Origin of the sequence: Luteibacter rhizovicinus (assembly GCF_004342265.1) — a bacterium.
Lineage (GTDB): Bacteria > Pseudomonadota > Gammaproteobacteria > Xanthomonadales > Rhodanobacteraceae > Luteibacter > Luteibacter rhizovicinus_B.
Genome location: NZ_SMCS01000002.1, coordinates 346,691 through 367,076 on the forward strand (window position 1 = coordinate 346,691; position 20,386 = coordinate 367,076).

The window sequence follows — 20,386 nt, forward strand, 5'->3', positions numbered from 1 at the left end:
CTTCCCTGCGAGAACGTTTGACTTCGGACGTCCGGACGGCTAACTTTCGCGTCGTCAGCGGTCTTTATCTTTGTATTCGAATATAGAGATAAAGCTAAGAGGGAAGCCGGTGGGAATCCGGCGCTGCCCCGCAGCGGTATGTGGAAACGAACTCGTCAGGGGCTTCGAAGCCCCGGCACTGGACCGGATCGGTCCGGGAAGCGGCGAACCAGGTGGTGCGCATGCGCACCGTGTCCACGAGCCCGAAGACCTGCCGCCGACCGAAGGCGCGAGCGACCGTCATGGGTTGCACGCGCCTGGTCCGACCTGGGTTCGCGTTTCCGTTTCCGAAACGCTACCGGTTCGCCCGCGGGGGCGAAGGTCGACGGTCAGTCCGCCATGACGCTCGCGCTTGTCTCGCTCTTCAGAGCGGGACACACGGGCGCGCGTCGCGACGGTATGGCCGCCCTTCCCTCCTCTTTGCCACGAAGAGGATGCACTCATGCCACACGTTACCTACCTTGGATTTCCCCGCATCGGCCGGCGCCGCGAACTGAAACGCGCGCTGGAAAGTCACTGGCGCGGCGAAAGCTCCGCCACCGAACTACTCGATACCGCACGCGACCTGCGTCATCGCCACTGGGCGCTTGCCCGGGAAGCCGGCGCGGACAGCGTGCCGGTGAACGATTTCTCGCTTTACGACCACGTACTTGATACCGCGGTGCTGCTCGATGCGATCCCCGATCGTTATCGCGCACTGGATGCCGCCGATCCTCTCGCCGCCTATTTCGCCATGGCGCGCGGCGTGCAGACGGCTTCGGTGGATCTTCCCGCGCTTGAAATGACGAAGTGGTTCGATACGAACTACCACTACCTCGTGCCCGAACTGTCGACCGGACAGCGATTCGCTGCGCGTACGGACAAGCTGATCGGCGAATTCCGCGAAGCCACCGCCGCCGGCCATCTCGGCCGGCCGGTCGTGCTGGGCCCGATATCGTTCCTGCGGCTGGCCAAGACCACCGACGGCAGCGATGCACTGGCGTTGCTCGATGCGATTCTGCCCGCGTATGTCGACGTGCTGACGGCGCTGGCCGCCGAGGGCGCCGCATGGGTACAGATCGACGAACCTTGCCTGGCGCTCGATCTGGACGACACGGCACGCGATGCCTATCGACATGCCTATGCCACGCTCGCGGCAGCCAACGGCCCGCGCATTCTGCTCGCTACTTATTTCGCGGCACTGGACGATAACCTTCCCCTCGCCGTTTCGCTGCCGGTCGCCGGCCTGCACGTCGATCTGGTTCGCGCGCCGGAGCAGCTCGAAGCCGTCGCCCAGGCATTGCCCACCGATCGCGTGCTTTCGGCCGGTGTCGTGGATGGCCGCAACATCTGGCTAAGCGACCCGGGCAAGGTCATGGGGCAACTACGCGCGCTGTCGGCGCGTATCGCCGACGACCGCCTGTGGGTCGCCACGTCGTGCTCGCTGCTGCACGTTCCCATCGACCTTACCGGCGAAAACGACCTGCGCTCCTCGTTGCGCGACTGGCTGTCCTTTGCCCGGCAGAAAATCGCCGAACTACGCCGCTACGCCGATGCGCTCGCGGGCGACCCCGATGCGATGAATGCTCTCGCAAGACAAAGCGAACGCGTGGCGACGCGCGCGAAATCCAGCGACGTGGTCCGCGTCGACGTCCGCGCGCGCCTGCGCCAGCTGACGCCGCAGGCAGCACAGCGTCGGTCGGGTTATTCCAGTCGCGTCGTGTCCCAGCGCGAACGCTTCGGCCTGCCGGAACTTCCGACGACCACCATCGGTTCGTTTCCGCAGACGCAGGAGTTGCGCAAGGCGCGCTCGGCCTACCGCGCCGGCAAGCTCGACACGGCAACCTACGAAGCCGTGCTGCGCGACGACATCACGCGCGCCGTACGTTTTCAGGAAAGCATCGGCATCGACGTGCTCGTCCACGGCGAGCCCGAACGCAACGACATGGTCGAATACTTCGGCGAACAACTCGACGGTTACGCCTTCACGGCCAATGGCTGGGTTCAGAGCTACGGTTCGCGCTGCGTAAAACCGCCGGTGATCTACGGCGACGTCGCACGCCCGGAACCGATGACCGTGCGTTGGTCCGCATACGCGCAGTCGCTGACCCAGCGCCCCATGAAAGGCATGCTCACCGGCCCGGTGACGATGCTGCAATGGTCCTTCGTACGCGACGACCTGCCACGCGAAGAAGTGTGCCGGCAGATTGCACTGGCGCTGCGCGACGAAGTGCACGACCTGGAAGCCGCCGGCATCGGCATCATCCAGATCGACGAACCCGCGCTGCGCGAAGGACTGCCACTGCGTCGCGCCGAGTGGGCGAACTATCTGGGCTGGGCCGTACACGCCTTCCGCATCGCGGCCGGCGGCGTCAGCGACGCCACGCAGATCCACACCCATATGTGCTACTCGGAGTTCAACGACATCATCGAATCCGTCGCCGCGATGGACGCCGATGTCATTTCCATCGAAACCAGCCGGTCGCGCATGGAACTGCTCGATGCCTTCACCCGCTTCCGCTACCCCAACGGCATCGGTCCCGGCGTCTACGACATCCATTCCCCCCGCATCCCCAGCGAAGACGAAATGGCCGACCTGCTGACCAAGGCGCTGGCTGTCCTGCGCCCCGACCAGCTATGGGTAAACCCCGACTGCGGCCTGAAAACCCGCGGCTGGCCCGAGGTGGAATCGGCCCTGAAAGCCATGGTCTCGGCGGCGGAGAGACTGAGGGCACGCGTCCGGGCGGCGGCGTAATCTTCGTGTGCAGGAGTGCCCTGGCGCGCTCCTGCACACGTTTTCTGTCTGAATATCACGCAACCGTCAGGGAGGCGCGATAGGCTTGGACTGCAAAACCGCCAAGGGCCGTGTATCATAGCCCGCCCCCATTCATCTCTTTATCCGTAAAGAAGGATATATCACCGCGATGAGCAGCTACCTCTTCACCTCCGAGTCGGTCTCCGAAGGCCATCCGGACAAAATCGCCGACCAGATCTCCGACGCCGTTCTGGACGCCATCCTGGCCCAGGATTCGCGTGCACGCGTGGCCTGCGAGACGCTGGTGAAGACCGGCGTGGCCATCGTCGCCGGCGAAATCACCACCAGCGCCTGGATCGACCTCGAAGCCCTGACCCGCAAGGTCATCCTCGACATCGGCTACGACAGCTCCGAAGTCGGTTTCGACGGCGAGACCTGCGGCGTGCTGAACCTGATCGGCAAGCAGTCCCCGGACATCAACCAGGGTGTCGACCGCAAGAAGCCGGAAGAACAGGGCGCGGGCGACCAGGGCCTGATGTTCGGTTACGCGACGAACGAAACCAACGAATACATGCCGGCGGCGATCCACTACGCGCATCGCCTCGTCGAGCAGCAGACCAAGGTCCGCAAAAAGAAGAACAGCCCGCTGCCGTGGCTGCGCCCGGACGCGAAGAGCCAGGTCACCCTGCGTTATGAAGACGGCAAGGCCGTCGCCATCGACGCCGTCGTGCTTTCCACCCAGCACGATCCGGGCGTGAAGCAGAAGGACCTGATCGAAGGCGTGCGCGAGCTGATCCTGAAGCCCGTGCTGCCGGCGAAGCTCCTGCACAAGGGCACCAAGTTCCACATCAACCCGACCGGCAAGTTCGTGATCGGCGGCCCCGTGGGCGACTGCGGCCTGACCGGTCGCAAGATCATCGTCGACACCTACGGCGGCTGGGCCCGTCACGGTGGTGGCGCGTTCTCCGGCAAGGATCCGTCGAAGGTCGACCGTTCGGCTGCCTACGCGGCTCGCTACGTGGCGAAGAACATCGTCGCCGCCGGCCTCGCCGATCGTTGCGAAATCCAGGTCAGCTACGCCATCGGCGTCGCCGAACCGACCTCGATTTCGGTCACGACGTTCGGCACCGGCAAGATCTCCGACGAGAAGATCGAAAAGCTGATCCGCAAGCACTTCGACCTGCGCCCGTACGGCATCATCAAGATGCTCGACCTGGTGCACCCGATGTACCAGCCGACGGCATCCAACGGCCACTTCGGCCGCACCCCGTACGACATCACGGACGCGAACGGCAACACGTTCACCGCGTTCTCGTGGGAGAAGACGGATAAGGCCGATGCGCTGCGTGAGGCTGCTGGTCTTGGTGTTGCGAAGCGTAAGTAATTCGCTTCGGACAGTGCGATATAGAACGGGCGCCGCGAGGCGCCCGTTTTTTTTGCGCGCGCGTCGAACGATTCAACACCGAGAGAAACATGCCCCCTCACCGTCGTCCCTGTGCAGGCTTCGGACCCAGTGCGGTGCAATGGGTTGTCGCGAATACGCTCGATCAGCTCTTCGGAGCGTTGCGACGTGCGAAGGTGAGGCAAGGAGCTCGCCGTCCCCCACGTCGAGGCCACGTCGGGCGGTCGCTGCGCGACCCGGGTGGCCGGGCGGGGCTTCGTGAGCGGGCTTCCTGCCCGCGCACGAAGGAAGGGGCCTTATCCGCCCGGCCACCCTCGCCCTCCTACCGGCCTCGACGTGGGGGACGGCGAGCTCCTTCGGATGGTGGGGGAATTTTGGGGTTAAGAGCCGCGTGCGGTGCAATACCTTCCGCGCTTCGCATGCGTATGTCGGCGAACGCGCCTCGCTTCATTCGGTGCTCATCTTCCTCACCGTCATTCCGGCGTACGCCGGGGTCCGCAGCGACCACGTCAGGCAAGCTCCAACGCTGAGGTTTTCGCTTGAAAGCGGCCATCGCCCTCGCGACCACCGACCACCTCGCCGCGGATTCCGGCGTGCGCCGGAATGACGGTAAGGGATGGTGTGGCCTCATCGCATTCTCAAATAATTACCACGCATTTTTCGGAATAATCGGATGGTTGCGTGGGTGACGGGTTGCGATGCTTGCCGAGCCGTCGACTCCTTTGACGGCCGGGCGTCGAAACCCGATTCGCTTATAGACCACGCAGGTCGACTTACGTCGCCTGCGTTCACTCCCGCGTGTTTACGGCGGGCGTGTCGGGCAGGCTTCGGCCTGGCCGGGTTTTGGTCTAGGCGACCGGTTTCGACCCCGACACGTCCGCCACCTCGCGCATCGCGGGTGGCGGCTCTTCGGTCACATGGAGCCGTGTATGTCCTCTCCCTTCCCCGATCTGATCTCTTCCTGTCCCGTGTGTCGCGGCGATCTCGCGCTTTCCGTGGATGAGTTGCACGATGCTGCGCAGGTGCGGCTTACCGCATCGGCCGCGATCTTGAGTCAGCTAGCGCTTTCGACACACACCGATTTCGATGCGACGTCGATGTCGCAGGCCATGATGGCCGTGCGGCGACTGGTCGATGAAGCGGCGGAGTTTGTCGTGGCGATCTGGCGCGAAAAAGGGTGTGTCGCCGATACCTCGGTTCAAGCTGCCTGACTCGAGCGATAAAAAGCGAAGGTCTCCACTCGCCCTCACTGTCGTTCCGGCGCACGCCGGAACCCGCAGCGAGGCGGTCGGTGGTCGCGACGGCAATGGTCGCTAACTCTCAGCGTTCGAGCTTGCCCCACGTGGTCGCTGCGGACCCCGGCGTACGCCGGGGTAACGGTGAGGGGGTGGCGGCGGTTCGCGCGCAGGTCACGGTAGGCCTTGTGTAGAAGTGCGCTTGAGCGCGATGTCCTCAGGGCCGCAGGAAGTGCTGAATCACGGTTATCGCGATAACCCACTGCACCGCACTGGGTTCCTGCCTGCGCAGGAACGACGGTGATGGGGAGGCAGCGCGAGGCGCCATCAGCGTTGCGCTTCGCTCTCCATGCTCATGACCTCAGCGTTCGGTGGAACCCGCCGGCCCGAATTGCAACGCTCTTCTAGCAACACGGCGCAAAGCGCAGCCGATCAAGCGTTCCGATTAGACCCAGACAACACATCAACCCAAACAGCCAACACCAGAATCACACCCTTAATAATCATCTGCCACGAGTTATCGACATCCATCAACTGCATGCCGCTATCGAGACTGGCCATCACCAACGCACCGATCAGCGCGCCGTAAACCGTACCCGAACCGCCACGCATCGACGTACCGCCGATAAAGCAGGCGGAGATAGCGTCAAGCTCGCCACCCGTACCCGCCGACGGCGAACCCGACCCCGTGCGCGCCACCGTGATAATGCCCGCGAAGGCGCACATCAAACCCATGATCGCGAACACGGCCAGCTTCACGCCCGCCACATTGACGCCGGAAAGCCGCGTGGCTTCCATATTGCCGCCCACCGCGTAGATGTGGCGACCGAACACCGTCTGCGTGGCGATATACGAGAACACGGCGAGCAGCGCGAGCAGGATCATCACCGGGATGGGAATGCCGTCGGCATCGTTCAGCATGTGAACGAAGGCACCGATGAACACGCCGATGGCGACCACTTTCGCCACATCGATCCAGAGCGCGCCCTGCTGAAGACCGAGCTTCGCGCGGCGCACGCGGCGACGCGCGGTCAGTGCCACCAGAGCGAGGAAGATCAGGCCGCCGATGTAGATCGACAACCGCGGCGGCACGAAGCCCTGCCCCAGCGCCACCAGATCGTCGGGTACCGGCGCGATGGTCTGGCTGTCGGTGAGATAAAGCACCAGACCGCGAAACGCGAGCATGCCACCCAGGCCGACGATGAAGGACGGCACGCGCATCTTCGTAACGACGAAGCCGTTGAATGCGCCTATGGCAAGACCGAGCAGCAGCACCACACCGATCGCCGACCAGGTGCCCCATCCGTGATTGACAGCCAGGATCGCTACGACGCCGCCGAGCAGGCCAAGCATCGAACCGATGGACAGATCGATTTCACCGGCGATGATCACGAACACCATGCCGCACGCGAGCATGCCGGTGATCGCCATCTGCCGGAACAGGTTCGACAGATTATTGGGCGTGACGAAGATGCCGTTCGTCTTGATGTGAAAAAAGAGCCAGATCACCGCGACGGCAAGAAGCAGCGCGAGGATCTTGTAGCGGACGAACAGTTGCTGCACTTGCTGGGCTTGCATGTTGGCTTCCCTGAAAACGCGGAATGGGATTCTTGTTTTTTGTCAGGCGGCGTTCGGTGTCGCAGCCGCGCTGTCGATGGCGGCGGCGAGCACCTGCTCCTGGGTCAGCCCGACGTTCGGGAAGTTACCCTTGAGCTTGCCCTCGCCCATCACCAGCACGCGGTCGCTTACGCCGAGCACTTCGGGCATTTCGGACGAGACCATGATGATCGACACGCCCTTCGCGGCGAGTTCGAACATCAATGTGTAGATATCGAACTTCGATCCGACGTCGACGCCACGCGTGGGCTCGTCGAGGATCAGCACCTTCGGGTTGGGCAACAGCATCTTGGTCAGCACGGCTTTCTGCTGGTTGCCGCCGGACAGGCCGGCGATGGCCAGCTCCGGGCTGGCTGTCTTCACACGCAGACGCTTGATCTCGGCTTCGACGGTCTGCAATTCGGCGGCGCGATCGATGCGGCCGGCATGCGAATAATGCTGAAGCGTGGCCAGCGTGATGTTGTCGCCAACGCCAAGCAGCGGAACGATGCCCTGGCGCTTGCGATCTTCCGGTACCAGCGAGAGCCCTGCGCGAATCGCCTGCTGTGGCGACGTTACCTTGATCGGCTTGCCCTCGAGCACCAGCTCGGCCGTGGAACGGCCCGGATACGCGCCGAAGATTGCCGATACCAGTTCGGTACGCCCTGCGCCTACCAGACCCGCGATGCCAAGAATCTCGCCGCGCCGCAGTTCGAACGACACATCGTCGACGCGCTTGCGGTTCGGATTGGCGACATCCCAGCACGTCACGTGGCGGGCTTCGAAGATCACCTCGCCCACGTGGTGTTCGCTCTTCGGGAACAGGTTGTCGATTTCGCGACCGACCATTGCCGTGATGATCGAATGCGTCGTCATCTCGCTCATCGGCTTGGTGAGGATGTGCTTGCCGTCGCGGATCACGGTCACCGTATCGCAGACACGCGCGACCTCTTCCAGCTTGTGCGAGATATACACGCACGCCACGCCTTCGCGCTTCAGGTCTTCGATGATCGACAGCAGCGTGTCGGTTTCGCTGGAGGTCAGCGACGACGACGGTTCGTCCAGAATCAGCAGGCGCGCGTTCTTCGCAAGCGCCTTGGCGATTTCGAACAGTTGCTGGTAACCGCCGCCGTAGTTGCTGACCGGTGCGGCCACGTTGACGCCTTTCAGCTTCAGCCGCGCGAGCAGCGCGTCGGCCTTGGCGTACATGGCGTCGTAATCCATCAGTCCGCCGAACTTGCGGATCTCGTTGCCGAGGAAGATGTTCTCGGCAACGGATAGCTGGGGTACCAGCATCAGTTCCTGGTGGATGATGACGATGCCGGCTTTCTCGCTGTCGCGCACGGAGTACGCATGCAACGGCTTGCCGTCCCACAGGATCTCGCCTTCCCACGTGCCGTAAGGATAGACACCGGAGAGGACTTTCATCAGCGTGGATTTGCCCGCGCCGTTTTCGCCACACAGACCGACGCACTCGCCGGGCCGCACGGCCAGATTGATGCCATTGAGCGCGCGCACGCCGGAGAACTCCTTGACGATATCGCGCATCTCGAACAGGTACTCGCTCACTCCCACTCCCTCGTCATGGAGAAACCCCGCCTCCCCGGCGGGGTTTCCCATTTTTACCAGCCGGCCGCGTTTGGTGCGCCGGTTTTACAGGCCTAGCTGAGCCTTCGTGTAGAAGCCGTCTTTTACGACGACGTCCGCGTTGGCCTTGGTCAGCAGCGTCGGCGTCAGCAGGATCGTATCGACATCTTTCTTTCCGTTGTTGAGCTTGCTGGTGTACTTCGGCGTTTCGCCCTTGGCCAGCTGAACCGAGAGTTCGGCCGCGTCGGTGGCGATCTGCTTGATGGGCTTGTACACGGTCATCGTCTGCGTACCGGCGATGACACGCTTCACGCCAGCCAGGTCGGCATCCTGACCGGACACCGCGACCTTGCCGGCCAGCTTCTGGCCTTCCAGTGCCTGGATGGCGCCGCCCGCCGTGCCGTCATTGGAAGCGACGATGCCCTGGATGTTGTTCTTGTTGGCGGTGAGTGCGTTCTCGACGATCTTCAGCGCATTGGCGGCGAGCCACTCGTTGGTCCACTGCTGGCCGACGATCTTGATATCGCCCTTGTCGATCAACGGCTGCAACACCTTCATCTGGCCCTGGCGAAGGATCTTGGCGTTGTTGTCGGTGGGAGCGCCGCCAAGCAGGAAGTAATTGCCCTTCGGCGCCGCGTTGACGACACCCTGCGCCTGCATCTCGCCGACTTTCTCGTTATCGAACGAGATATAGGCGTCGACGTCGGCACCTAGGATCAGGCGGTCGTAGGAAATGACCTTGATGCCGGCCTTCTGGGCCTGGGCGATCACGTTGGTGAGCGTCTTGGCGTTGAACGGCACGATGACCAGTACGTCGACTTTCTGGGCGATCAGGTTTTCGATCTGGGACTGCTGCTTCGCTTCGTTGCCGTCGGCGGAGCTGACTTTTACCGTGGCGCCCTTGGCTTTGGCCGCAGCGATGAAGTAGTCGCGGTCGCGGGTCCAGCGCTCTACGCGCAGATCGTCGATAGAGAAGCCGATAACCGGCGCTTCCTTGCTGGCGTGGGCCTGCGGCGTGGCGAACATGCCCGCGGCAATCATGGAAACGGCAAGCAATGTGTGTAATGCCTTGTGCTTCATGGTCTCTCCTTAGCTCTGGTCGCCCTTCAGGATGGGCGGATGTCGGCGCCGTTGGCGACGTCAGAAAAGATAGGCTTCAACTGCTTGTACAAGCGGCGGAACAAAGGGTGGCGGGTTTCGCGGAAATAAGCATGACGCGCTGCATCGGGCTCGCGAACGGCCAGACGCCCGGGCATCGGGCAGACCTGGTCGAGCGTAGCACCTGGCTCGGCGGCCAGGTGTGCAAGGCGCGCGGCGCCCAGCGCGGGGCCAACTTCACCGCCCCGGCGCAGGACGAGCGGCTTGCCCAGGATGTCAGCAAGCATCTGCGTCCAGTAGGCGCTACGCGATCCGCCGCCGATGACGGTGATCTCGTCGGCGACGAGGCCCGTGGATTCCACGGCGAGAAGGCCGTCCAGAAGGCCAAGGCCCACGCCTTCCAGCGTTGCGTTGACCAGATCGGTCCGCTCGGTGTCCGGTCCCAGACCGGTGAACGAACCTCGCGCATGCGCATCGTTGTGCGGCGTACGTTCGCCCGTGAGGTAGGGAAGGAACATCGGGCCGTCTTCACGCAGCCCGGCGGATTCGCCATCGGCCAGCAGGGACGGCACGTCCGCGTAACCGGTAAGGCGCGCGGTGAAATCGAGGCAACTGGCGGCGTTGAGCATTACCGACATCAGGTGCCAGGTGTCCGGCAACGCATGACAGAAGCTGTGCACCGCCTGTTCGGGACGGGAACGAAAACCGTCGGAAACGGCGAAGTACACGCCGGACGTTCCCAGCGAGAGCATCGCCTGACCATGGCGCACGATGCCCACACCCACGGCACCGGCGGCGTTGTCGCCACCGCCGGCGGCCACCGGCACGGCGTCGATGCCCCAGCGCTCGGCGACGTCGCGACGCAGACGGCCGCTCGCCTGACTGCCTTCGCGGACTTCGGGCATGTTCGCGCGCGTAAGACCGGTGGCGGCAAGCATCTCGTCGCTCCACTGCCGGCGCGCCACGTCCAGCCAGAGCGTGCCTGCGGCATCGGATGCGTCGGTGACGTAGTCGCCAGTCATCAGCAGACGCAGATAATCTTTCGGCAGCAGGACTTTCGCGACACGATCGAAAACGCCGGACTCGTGCTTGCGCACCCACGCGAGCTTGGGCGCCGTGAAACCTGGCATGGCCAGGTTTCCGGTAATGTCGCGAAAATGCGGAACGCGTTCCAGTTCCGCGCATTCGATATCGGAACGCCCGTCGTTCCACAGGATGGCCGGACGAAGCACGCGGTCGGCGCTGTCCAGCAACGTGGCGCCGTGCATCTGGCCGCTAAGACCGATACCGGAGACGCGGCGGCGACCGATGCCCGCGCGTTCCGCGGCACGCAACGCTTCGCCGACCGCCGCCTCCGTCGCCGCCCACCACGACGCGGGGTCTTGCTCGGACCATCGCGGCCGTGGATGGGATACGTCCAGCGGACTGGACGCCGTGGCGCGCACGTCGCCTTCCTCGTCGATCAGTACGGCCTTGACGGACGATGTGCCCAGATCGATACCCAGAAACATATGACTGTCCGTATCCCTGTCGAGCGGATCAACCATAAATATAGCGGTTGACGATGTTTTCAAGCAGTTCCTGTTCGCCCGACCGGTGGTTCGGATGGATATTGCGCAAGACTGCATCGTCGGCCATGGAGGCCAGACTGAAGCCACCGTCGAGGATTTTGCGACCGAACGTACCGTCCCATCCCGCATAGCGCCTGGCCTTCAGCTCGGCCAGCGTGTCGCGTTCGATCATCTTCACGGCACGTTCCAGGCCGAGCGCCAGCGCATCGATCGCGCCGATGTGCCCATGGAACAGGTCGGCCGGATCGGAACTCTGACGGCGCACCTTGGTATCGAAGTTGAAACCGCCGGACGTAAAACCGCCAGCGCGCAGGATTTCGTAGATCACCAGCGTGAGTTCCTCGACGCTGTTCGGGAACTGATCGGTATCCCAGCCGTTCTGCGGATCGCCGCGGTTGGCGTCGATGCTGCCGAAGACGCCCAGCGCGATCGACGTGGCGACCTCGTGCTGGAACGAATGACCGGCGAGCGTGGCGTGGTTGGCTTCCAGATTCGTCTTCACCTCGTTTTCGAGGCCGAACTCCTTGAGGAAACCGTAGACCGTCGCGGTGTCGTAGTCGTACTGGTGCTTCGTAGGTTCCTGCGGCTTCGGCTCGATCAGGATCAGTCCGTCGAAACCGATCTTGTACTTATGCTCGATGACCATCTGGAAGAACCTACCGAGTTGCGCGCGCTCGCGCTTGAGATCGGTATTGAGCAGCGTGTCGTAACCTTCGCGACCACCCCACAGTACATAGTTGGCGCCGCCCAGACGCAGCGTGGCATCCATCGCGTTACGCACCTGAGTGGCCGCGTAAGCGAACACGTCCGGCTGCGGGTTGGTCGCGGCGCCGGCCGCATAACGCGGATGGCTGAACACGTTGGCGGTGCCCCAGAGCAGCTTCATGCCCGTCGTGGCCTGCTTGGCCTCGAGCACGTCGACCATCTCGGCGAGGTTCTTCTGGTACTCGCCCAGGCTATTGCCTTCGGGCGCGATATCGGTGTCGTGGAACGTGTAGTAAGGCGTGCCCAGTCGCGAAAAGAAGTCGAACGCGGCATCGGCCTTCAGGCGCGCCTGGGCCATCGGATCGCCCGCCTGTTGCCAGGGACGTTCGAAGGTGCCGGCACCGAATACGTCCGAGCCCGGCCACACGAAGGTATGCCAGTAACAGACGGCAAGACGCAGGTGTTCGGCCATGGTCTTGCCCAACAGCTTCTTGCTGGGATCGTAGTGATGGAACGCGAGCGGGTTGTCCGATCCGGTTCCTTCGAAGCGGATCTTCGGGATGGCGTCGAAGTAAGACATGGCAGTCCTTGGGTGCTAGACGAATAGCCAAGATGCTGACGACGGGACTTCTGGCGGGCAATTGCGAAATTCGCCAGTCCGATGATCTTTTTCATTGCCGCGCTGCGTCATGAGGGGCGGATGACCTCGTGCTAGCGTGAGCGACCGGCAAGCCGCCAGGTCTTCCCTTCGAGAGTCATGGCCCCGCATCGCATCGCGCTGTTGTTCAACGCCAACAAGGTGTACGACCGGCAGGTCATCGCGGGTATTGGCCAGTATCTGAACTCCACTCGCGTGGAATGGGACCTCTTCATGGAAGAGGATTTCCGTTGCCGCATGCGCGATATCCATCGCTGGCAGGGCGACGGCATCATTGCCGACTTCGACGATCCGGACGCCACCGACGCCCTGTGCAATCTGACAATGCCGGTGGTCGCGGTCGGCGGGTCGTATCACGATGCTGCCGCCTATCCCGTCAACACGCCGTATATCGCCACCGATAACGCGAAGCTGGTGCGCCTGGCCTACGATCACCTGATCGAGCAGGGCTTGCAGCGTTTTGCTTTTTACGGCCTGCCGCCCAACCCACGCAGTCGCTGGGCGCTGGAGCGCGAAGGTGCCTTCGAACGCATTCTCGCCGCGGACGGCATGGAGAGCACGGTCTACCGCGGTTCGCCCACCAGCGCGGGCGGCTGGGGCCATGCGGTAGAGGAACTGGTCGCGTGGCTGCGTTCGCTGCCCAAGCCGATCGGTATCGTCGCGGCGACCGACGCGCGTGCACGGCAGCTTTTGCAGGCCTGCGTGATCGGTGAAATTTCCGTGCCCGAACAGGTCGCCATCGTCGGCATCGACAACGATCCGATGGCGCAGTTGCTTACGCGCATTCCGCTGACGTCGGTGATCCAGGGTGCCGAGGAAATGGGGCGCACCGCTGCGCATCTCCTGCATCAGATGCTGCGCGGCGCCACTTGCGCGGACACGCGGGTACTGGTGCCGCCGGTCGGCATCAACGTGCAGGCGTCGAGCAAGCACCAGCCGGTGAAGAGCCCGCACGTCATGCGCGCCAGCCATTACATTCGCCAGTACGCCTGTCTTGGCATCAAGACCGAACAGGTGGCCGACTATGTCGGCATTTCGCGCACGGTGCTCGAAGAACATTTCAAGCGCGAACTGAAGCAGACCGTGCACCAGGCCATCCTGCAGCACAAACTCGAAACGGCGCGCGAACTGCTCGCCGGATCGACGACACCGCTCACGGATATCGCCGTGCGCTGCGGCTTCACCTCGTTGCAGTACATGTATGCCGTGTTCCGCCGCGAATACGATTGCACGCCCAGGCAGTATCACGAAGCCCACCGCCAGATCATCCCCAGCTAGCACGGAAGCGATCCATGAACGCCATTACTCCCGCCCGACAATGGGGCGCGCTGCCAGACGGCCGTATCGCGCATCGCTGGACTCTGCGCAACGACAGCGGCATGGCGGTCGACATCAGCGATCTCGGCGGTACCCTGCTTTCCTGGCAGGCGCCGGATCGTCAGGGCCGCTTCGGCGATGTGCTGCTGGGTCACGCCACGCCGGGCGACTATCTGCATGCGACGGCGTATATGGGTGCTCTCATCGGGCGCTGGGCGAACCGTATCCGCGATGGCCGCTTCGAGCTGGATAACGTGCCCTACCGGCTGGACCGGAACGACGGCCCGAATCACCTGCACGGTGGACTGGACGGTTTTCACCACAGGTTGTGGGAGGTCGAGGCGTCGATCGGCGAACTGCACCTGCGTCTGGTATCGCCCGAGGGCGAAGGTGGATTCCCCGGCGAACTGAGCGTGGAGGTGACGTATCGCCTCGACGACGACGGCACGCTGGAAATCGCATACACCGCTCACACCGATGCGGCCACGCCGGTGAACCTGACGTCGCACCCCTATTTCAATCTCAACGACCGTCGTGGCGACATCCGCGACCACATGCTTCGCATCGACGCGGATGCGTTCCTGGCGACCGACGCGGGCGGTATCCCGTACCGGCGCCAGCCCGTCGCGGGCTCGGCTTTCGATTTCCGCGACGCGGCACCCATCGGCGCGCGCCTGCTCTGGCCGGACGATCAGCTGAAGATCGCCGGCGGCTTCGACCATTGCTATGTTCTTTCTGAGAGCAGTCTGCCTGAGAGCCGCCTGACTGGCGAGCACGCGCCGCTGCGCGAGGTAGCCGTCGTGGCCGATCCGGCCAGCGGCCGGCACCTGACTGTTTCGACGGATCAACCCGGCCTGCAGTTCTACAGCGGCCAGAAACTGGGCGGCACCGGCCGCCGCGAAGGCGGCCATTACGAGGCTTTTTCCGGCTTCGCGCTGGAGGCCCAGGCCTTCCCGGACCAGATCAACGGACCCGACGACGCCGCGGTGGTCCTCCGGCCGGGGGCGGTTTATCGGCAGACCACGCAGTACAGGCTCGGCGTCGACTGAGGAGCAGTCCGCTACACTAGGGGGATGTCTCTTATCCAACTCATCCACGTCGACTACAGCATCGGCGGCCCCCTCCTGCTCGAACAGGTCGATCTTTCGATCGAACCGAACGAGCGCGTGTGTATCGTCGGCCGTAACGGCGCCGGCAAATCGACCCTGCTCAAGCTCATCGCGGGTGAGATTCACCCCGACGACGGCGAGATCCGGGTCCAGGGCGGCACGCGCATCGCGCGTCTGACCCAGGAAGTCCCCCAGGGCACCGCCGGCAGCGTCTTCGACGTCGTGGCCGAAGGCCTGGGCGAACTGGGTCACCTGCTCGCCCGCTACCACCACCTGCTGGCCGAAGGCGATTTCGACGCACTTGGCGACGTGCAGAGCCAGATCGAAGCACAGAACGCGTGGGATCTGGACGCGCGCGTGCAGCGGATCGTGGAAGAACTGGAACTGCCGGAAACGGCCGACTTCGCCGATCTGTCAGGCGGCATGAAGCGTCGCGTGCTGATGGGCCAGGCCCTCGTGCGCGCGCCCGACTTGCTGCTGCTGGACGAACCGACCAACCACCTGGATATCGAAGCGATCGCGTGGCTCGAAGATTTCCTCAAGAACTTCGGCGGCAGCATCATCTTCATCACCCATGACCGCAGCTTCCTGCGTTCGCTTGCCACCCGCATCGTCGAAATCGACCGCGGCAATGTCACCAGTTGGCCGGGTGATTACGAAAATTACCTGCGTCGCCGCGAAGAGCGCCTGCATGCCGAGTCGCAGGCCAATGCACTGTTCGACAAGAAGCTGGCGCAGGAAGAAGTCTGGATTCGCCAGGGCATCAAGGCACGCCGCACCCGCAACGAGGGCCGCGTCCGTGCACTGAAGGACCTTCGCAACGAACGCTCCGAGCGCCGCGAGGTCACCGGTACGGCGAAGATCACACTGGCGAACGCACAGTCTGGCGGTCGCAAGGTTGTGGACGCGAAGCACGTCACGCAGGCGTATGGCGGCCGCACGCTGTTGCGCGATCTTTCCACCACGATCATGCGCGGCGATCGCGTTGGCATCATCGGTCCGAACGGCGCGGGCAAGAGTACGTTGCTGAAAATCCTGCTGGGCGAGCTGAAGCCGCAGGAAGGCGAGGTGACGCTCGGCACGGGGCTGGAGATCGCCTATTTCGACCAGCATCGTTCGACGCTGGACGATAGCCTGAATGCGCTGGACAACGTGGCCGAAGGCCGCGAGTACATCGAACTCAACGGCACGCGCAAACACATCATCGGCTACCTGCAGGATTTCCTGTTCTCGCCGGAACGCGCACGCGCACCCATCACCCGCCTGTCGGGCGGCGAACGCAATCGCCTGCTGTTGGCGAAGCTGTTCGCACAGCCGTCCAACCTGTTGGTGATGGATGAACCGACCAACGATCTGGACATCGAAACGCTGGAGCTGCTCGAAGAACTGCTCGGCGAATACAGCGGCACGCTGCTGCTCGTTTCGCATGACCGTGCGTTCATCGACAACGTTGTTTCGAGCACGCTGGTGCTGGAAGGCGATGGCGTCGTCGGCGAATACATCGGCGGCTATAACGACTGGGTACGTCAGCGCCCGGCTGCCGCAGCCGCGATGGCGCGCGCGTCGAAAGCCCAGCTGCCAGCGACATCCACTCCGGCTCCCGCCCCCGCGAAGCGCAAGCTGAGTTTCAAGGAACAGCGCGAACTCGACCTGCTTCCCGAGAAGCTGGAGACGCTGGAAAAGGACATCGCCACGCGTACCGACGCGATGAATGCACCCGGCTATTTCCAGCAGGACAATGCGGTGATCGTTCGTAACAACGAAGCCATCGCGAAGCTGCAAGCCGAGCTGGATGCGGCCTATAAGCGCTGGGAAGAACTAGAAAACGGTTGACGCTGAAGCGCTGACACCCCCTCACCGTCGTCCCTGCGCAGGCTTCGGACCCAGTGCGGTGCATTGGGTTGTCGCGACTACGCTCGATCAGATCTTCGGAGCGTCGCGACGGGCGAGGCAAGGAGCTCGCCCCTTAGCCTTATCTTCCTCACCGTCACGCCGGGGTCCGCAGCGACCACGTGGGGCAAGATCCAACGCTGAGGTTTTCGCTTGAAAGCGGCCATCGCCCTCGCGACAACCGACCACCTCGCCGCGGATTCCGGCGTGCGCCGGAATGACGGTGAGGGGTGAGGGGAACTGAGGGGCCGTCAGCGGTTCGCTTTGCTCGTCACACCCATTGCCTCACCGCTCGGCGGAACCAGCCGGCCCCCTCGCCGGGCCCGGTAGGAGGGCGAGGCTGGTCGGGCGGGTAGGCCCCGAAGGGGGAAGGGGCAGGACGCCCCTTCCTTCGTGCGCGGGCAGGAAGCCCGCTCACGAAGCCCCGCCAGTCCACCCGCGTCGCGCAGCGACCGCCCGACGTGGGCCCGGCGAGGGGGCCGGCTGGTTCCACCCAACGCCACAACACACCGCGACGCTCTTCCGGCGAAAGCTGGTCAAAACCAATCAACCAGTATTCTGCAACCCCTGCGACACACCATTCACGCACGCGACCAGCGCTTTCAACAATCCATCGTCCTGACCGCCCGTGGCACGCCAGCGCCTCAGCAAATCGACCTGCAGCAAACTCATGGGATCGACATACGGATTGCGCAGGCGAATGGATGTAGCCAGACGCGGATCGTCCGCCAGCAATTCATCGGCACCCTTCAGCTTCAGCACCCAACGTACCGTGCGCTCGAATTCATCGCGGATCATCGGGAAGAATGTGGTGTGGCGTTCGCCGGCAAGTTGCGAGAACGCTTCGGCAATGGCCAGATCGGCTTTTGCCAGAATCATTTCCACATCGTCCAGCATGGTCGAGAAGAACGGCCAGTCGTGCGCCATGTCGACCAGCGCCTGCTCGCCACATTCTTTCGATACCTCGTCCAGAGCGCTGCCTAATCCATACCAGCCAGTCAGCACCGCACGGCATTGCGTCCAGGCAAATACCCAGGGAATCGCACGGAGATCTTCTACACCTTTCATGCTGCGACGACGCGCCGGACGCGAACCCAGCGTCATGCGTTCGATCACATCGATTGGCGTGGCACCACGGAAGTACTCGACGAAACCTTCCGTATCGACGAATGCGCGATACGCCACGCGACTGCGATCGGATAACCGCGCCATCGTCTCTTTCCACTGCGGCTCGCGCTTTTCTTCGATGCGCGGTCGCAGCGAGGCACGCAACACAGCACCCAGCGTCTGTTCCAGGTTACGCACGGCCAGTGCGCGAATACCGTATTTTCGGTGGATGACTTCACCCTGCTCCGTTACGCGAAGCACGCCGCCGACCGAACCGCGTGGCGATGCCATGAGCGCGGGGGTGATGCGCGAACCGCCACGGCTGGCCGAGCCGCCGCGGCCATGGAAGAACCCGAGCCGGATGCCGGCGCCATGCGCCACTTCCAGCATTTCCACTTGCGCACGTTGCAGGCTCCAGCGCGATGCGACGGTGCCGCCATCCTTGCCGCTGTCCGAGTAGCCGAGCATGACCCACTGCCGATCGCCGCGCGCTTTCAGGTGATCGCGATAGACCGGATCGTCCAGCAGTGCCTGCAATGTTTCGGGGCCGCCTTTCAGATCGTCGATGGTTTCGAACAGCGGCGCGACGTCGAGGGGAACGCGGCCGTTTTCGAGCAAGCCGCCGCGACGCGCGAGCGCGAGGACGGCGAGGACGTCGGCTGCCGTTTCGGCCATGCTGATGATGTACAGGCCTGTCGCTTCGCTGCCGTAGCGTTTGCGCGAGTCGGCGAGCGTGGCGAAAACGTCGCGCAGCATGGTCGCCGCTTCGTTGTCTTCGCCTGCGACGAAGCTGCGTTCGCCGCTGGCATAGGGGCGCAGGGTGGCGACGCGGCGTGCGGTGTCGCGCTGCGCCCAGTCGTCTTCACCGAGCAGCGCCGCGAGCGCTTCGTCGTGTACCCGCGCATCCTGACGGACATCCAGGCGTGCAAGATGGAAGCCGAACGTGCGCGCGCGCCACAACAGGCGGCGAACGGCGTATGCACCGGCGTGTTCGCCACAGTGAGCCGCGAGGCTTTTTTCTACCAGCGCGATGTCGTCGATGAACTCATCGGCGGACGCGTATGCGTCGTCCTGTTCGTGCCGGGTTGCGTCGATGCGTGCGCTTACGAAGGCGAGGAAGCAGCGGTATGGCATGTCCGCGTGACGTGGACGGATGTGTGCGGCGGTGTCGGGAAGACGTTCGCGATAGTCTTCCAGACGGCGCACCAGCTTCTCGTCGAGATCGACGCGGTCTTCGGTCTGACTGAGCAGACGCGCCAGTTCGCCGAGGTCTTCTCCGTAGCGTTCCAGCACCAGCGAGCGCTGCGCGGATAGGCTGGCCGCGATCGTTTCGGCGCCGACATTCGGATTGCCGTCCATATCGCCGCCGACCCAGGTGGCGAAACGCAGCAGTCGCGGCGGGACGATGCCTTCGCCATAGGTTTCGCCCAGCGCCTGCTGCAAGGCTTCGTACAACGCGGGCAGCACGCGATAGATGGGACGGGCGATATAGAAACCGACGTGGTCGAATTCGTCCTGCACGCTCGGACGCACCGGTGACGCTTCGGCGGTTTGCCAGCCCGCGGACAGCGCCATCAGGATGCGCGCGTCGTCGTCGCGCAGTTCCTGCGGCGTACGTGTCGGATCGAATTCGTCTACCAGTGCGCGGACGATTTCCTGCTCTTTCTCCAGCAGCGAACGTCGTACCGCTTCGGTCGGGTGGGCCGTGAATACCGGTTCGACATCCAGCCTGCCGAGCAGCGCCACGAGTTCGTCGCGACCGACGCCTTCGCGCTTCAGCCGCGCCAGCACGGCGGCCAGCGACTCCGGCTGCGGCGACGAGCCTTCGCGCTGGTAGTCGCGGCGGCGCCGGATGCGATGTACGCGCTCGGCGGTATTCACCGCCTGGAAATAAGTGGCGAAGGCACGGGCGAGCGCTTCGGCTCCGGCCGCATCCAGGCCGGTCAGTGGCTTTGCCAGGGCCTCGACGGCTTCGCCGCTGCGGCGGCGCTGGATGGCGGCGGTGCGGACGTGTTCCACCTGTTCGAAGAATGCCTGCCCGCCCTGCTCGGCCAGCATCTGTCCGACGAGGGCCCCTAAACGGCGTACATCCTCGCGTAGCGGGCCGTCGTGGGGGAGGAATTCAGCGTCGCGTGCGGCTTCCATCGGGATCTCGTCTGCATGGATCGAACCCCGAGAGTACCGAAACCGACGTTCATCCGCTCATGGCGATTAAGAGATATAATCGGCGTCCGTTTTGCCCGCCGAGGGGCGCTGCGACCGTTGGGGCTTTCATGCTTACCACCGGCCAGGCTCGGCGCGGCGTGTTCGACAACGGCGCCCCCGTGACCATCCGGAG

At 63.7% G+C, this 20,386-nt stretch carries 12 protein-coding genes and 2 riboswitches; of the genes, 6 read left to right on the forward strand and 6 right to left on the reverse strand.

What is annotated here, in order from left to right:
- Positions 1–41 precede the first annotated feature (41 nt).
- Positions 42–272, forward strand: a riboswitch (cobalamin riboswitch).
- Positions 273–481: 209 nt separating this feature from the next.
- From metE to EC912_RS05680, 3 genes are all read left to right on the forward strand, one after another.
- The gene (gene metE, locus EC912_RS05670; RefSeq protein ID WP_132142175.1) at positions 482–2,773 is read left to right on the forward strand and encodes a 5-methyltetrahydropteroyltriglutamate--homocysteine S-methyltransferase; all 2,292 of its coding nucleotides are present in this window, start codon (positions 482–484) and stop codon (positions 2,771–2,773) included.
- A gap of 169 nt (positions 2,774–2,942) precedes the next feature.
- Entirely contained in the window at positions 2,943–4,157 is a 1,215-nt protein-coding gene (gene metK / locus EC912_RS05675; protein WP_132142176.1) for a methionine adenosyltransferase, read from the forward strand.
- A 947-nt stretch (positions 4,158–5,104) separates the two neighbouring features.
- Entirely contained in the window at positions 5,105–5,386 is a 282-nt protein-coding gene (locus tag EC912_RS05680) for a hypothetical protein (RefSeq protein ID WP_132142177.1), read from the forward strand.
- A gap of 456 nt (positions 5,387–5,842) precedes the next feature.
- On the opposite strand, the gene EC912_RS05685 is transcribed toward EC912_RS05680, so the two are convergent.
- The 5 genes from EC912_RS05685 to xylA all read right to left on the reverse strand — a co-directional run bounded on the left by EC912_RS05685 (position 5,843) and on the right by xylA (position 12,547).
- Complete coding sequence (locus EC912_RS05685; protein WP_132142178.1) at positions 5,843–6,988, reverse strand: sugar ABC transporter permease; 1,146 nt, start codon at positions 6,986–6,988, stop codon at positions 5,843–5,845.
- 42 nt (positions 6,989–7,030) lie between these two features.
- A complete protein-coding gene (locus tag EC912_RS05690; protein WP_132142179.1) occupies positions 7,031–8,575 on the reverse strand; it encodes a xylose ABC transporter ATP-binding protein in 1,545 nt (514 codons plus the stop codon).
- 84 nt (positions 8,576–8,659) lie between these two features.
- Positions 8,660–9,673 carry a D-xylose ABC transporter substrate-binding protein gene (gene xylF / locus EC912_RS05695; protein WP_132142180.1) on the reverse strand — a complete coding sequence of 338 codons (1,014 nt, stop codon included), beginning with the start codon at positions 9,671–9,673 and terminating at the stop codon, positions 8,660–8,662.
- A gap of 26 nt (positions 9,674–9,699) precedes the next feature.
- Positions 9,700–11,202, reverse strand: coding sequence for a xylulokinase (gene xylB / locus EC912_RS05700; protein WP_132142181.1), 1,503 nt, complete (start codon positions 11,200–11,202; stop codon positions 9,700–9,702).
- Positions 11,203–11,230: 28 nt separating this feature from the next.
- Positions 11,231–12,547 carry a xylose isomerase gene (xylA, locus tag EC912_RS05705; protein WP_132142182.1) on the reverse strand — a complete coding sequence of 439 codons (1,317 nt, stop codon included), beginning with the start codon at positions 12,545–12,547 and terminating at the stop codon, positions 11,231–11,233.
- A gap of 177 nt (positions 12,548–12,724) precedes the next feature.
- Between xylA and EC912_RS05710 the strand changes: the two genes are divergently transcribed.
- The 3 genes from EC912_RS05710 to EC912_RS05720 are packed head-to-tail and all read left to right on the forward strand — an operon-like array spanning position 12,725 to position 16,884.
- Entirely contained in the window at positions 12,725–13,903 is a 1,179-nt protein-coding gene (locus tag EC912_RS05710; protein WP_132142183.1) for a XylR family transcriptional regulator, read from the forward strand.
- A gap of 14 nt (positions 13,904–13,917) precedes the next feature.
- On the forward strand, positions 13,918–14,991 hold the full coding sequence (locus EC912_RS05715; RefSeq protein ID WP_132142184.1) for an aldose epimerase family protein: 1,074 nt from the start codon (positions 13,918–13,920) through the stop codon (positions 14,989–14,991).
- A gap of 24 nt (positions 14,992–15,015) precedes the next feature.
- On the forward strand, positions 15,016–16,884 hold the full coding sequence (locus tag EC912_RS05720; RefSeq protein ID WP_132142185.1) for an ATP-binding cassette domain-containing protein: 1,869 nt from the start codon (positions 15,016–15,018) through the stop codon (positions 16,882–16,884).
- Positions 16,885–17,487: 603 nt separating this feature from the next.
- On the opposite strand, the gene ppc is transcribed toward EC912_RS05720, so the two are convergent.
- A complete protein-coding gene (gene ppc / locus EC912_RS05725) occupies positions 17,488–20,193 on the reverse strand; it encodes a phosphoenolpyruvate carboxylase (RefSeq protein WP_132142186.1) in 2,706 nt (901 codons plus the stop codon).
- A gap of 94 nt (positions 20,194–20,287) precedes the next feature.
- Positions 20,288–20,377: riboswitch (S-adenosyl-L-homocysteine riboswitch) on the forward strand.
- Positions 20,378–20,386 lie beyond the last annotated feature (9 nt).

Coding starts and splice junctions, on each gene's coding strand:
- metE (WP_132142175.1), top strand. CDS start 482: ATGCCACACGTTACCTACCTTGGATTTCCCCGCATCGGCCGGCGCCGC.
- metK (WP_132142176.1), top strand. CDS start 2,943: ATGAGCAGCTACCTCTTCACCTCCGAGTCGGTCTCCGAAGGCCATCCG.
- EC912_RS05680 (WP_132142177.1), top strand. CDS start 5,105: ATGTCCTCTCCCTTCCCCGATCTGATCTCTTCCTGTCCCGTGTGTCGC.
- EC912_RS05685 (WP_132142178.1), bottom strand. CDS start 6,988: ATGCAAGCCCAGCAAGTGCAGCAACTGTTCGTCCGCTACAAGATCCTC.
- xylF (WP_132142180.1), bottom strand. CDS start 9,673: ATGAAGCACAAGGCATTACACACATTGCTTGCCGTTTCCATGATTGCC.
- xylB (WP_132142181.1), bottom strand. CDS start 11,202: ATGTTTCTGGGTATCGATCTGGGCACATCGTCCGTCAAGGCCGTACTG.
- xylA (WP_132142182.1), bottom strand. CDS start 12,547: ATGTCTTACTTCGACGCCATCCCGAAGATCCGCTTCGAAGGAACCGGA.
- EC912_RS05710 (WP_132142183.1), top strand. CDS start 12,725: ATGGCCCCGCATCGCATCGCGCTGTTGTTCAACGCCAACAAGGTGTAC.
- EC912_RS05715 (WP_132142184.1), top strand. CDS start 13,918: ATGAACGCCATTACTCCCGCCCGACAATGGGGCGCGCTGCCAGACGGC.
- EC912_RS05720 (WP_132142185.1), top strand. CDS start 15,016: ATGTCTCTTATCCAACTCATCCACGTCGACTACAGCATCGGCGGCCCC.
- ppc (WP_132142186.1), bottom strand. CDS start 20,193: ATGGAAGCCGCACGCGACGCTGAATTCCTCCCCCACGACGGCCCGCTA.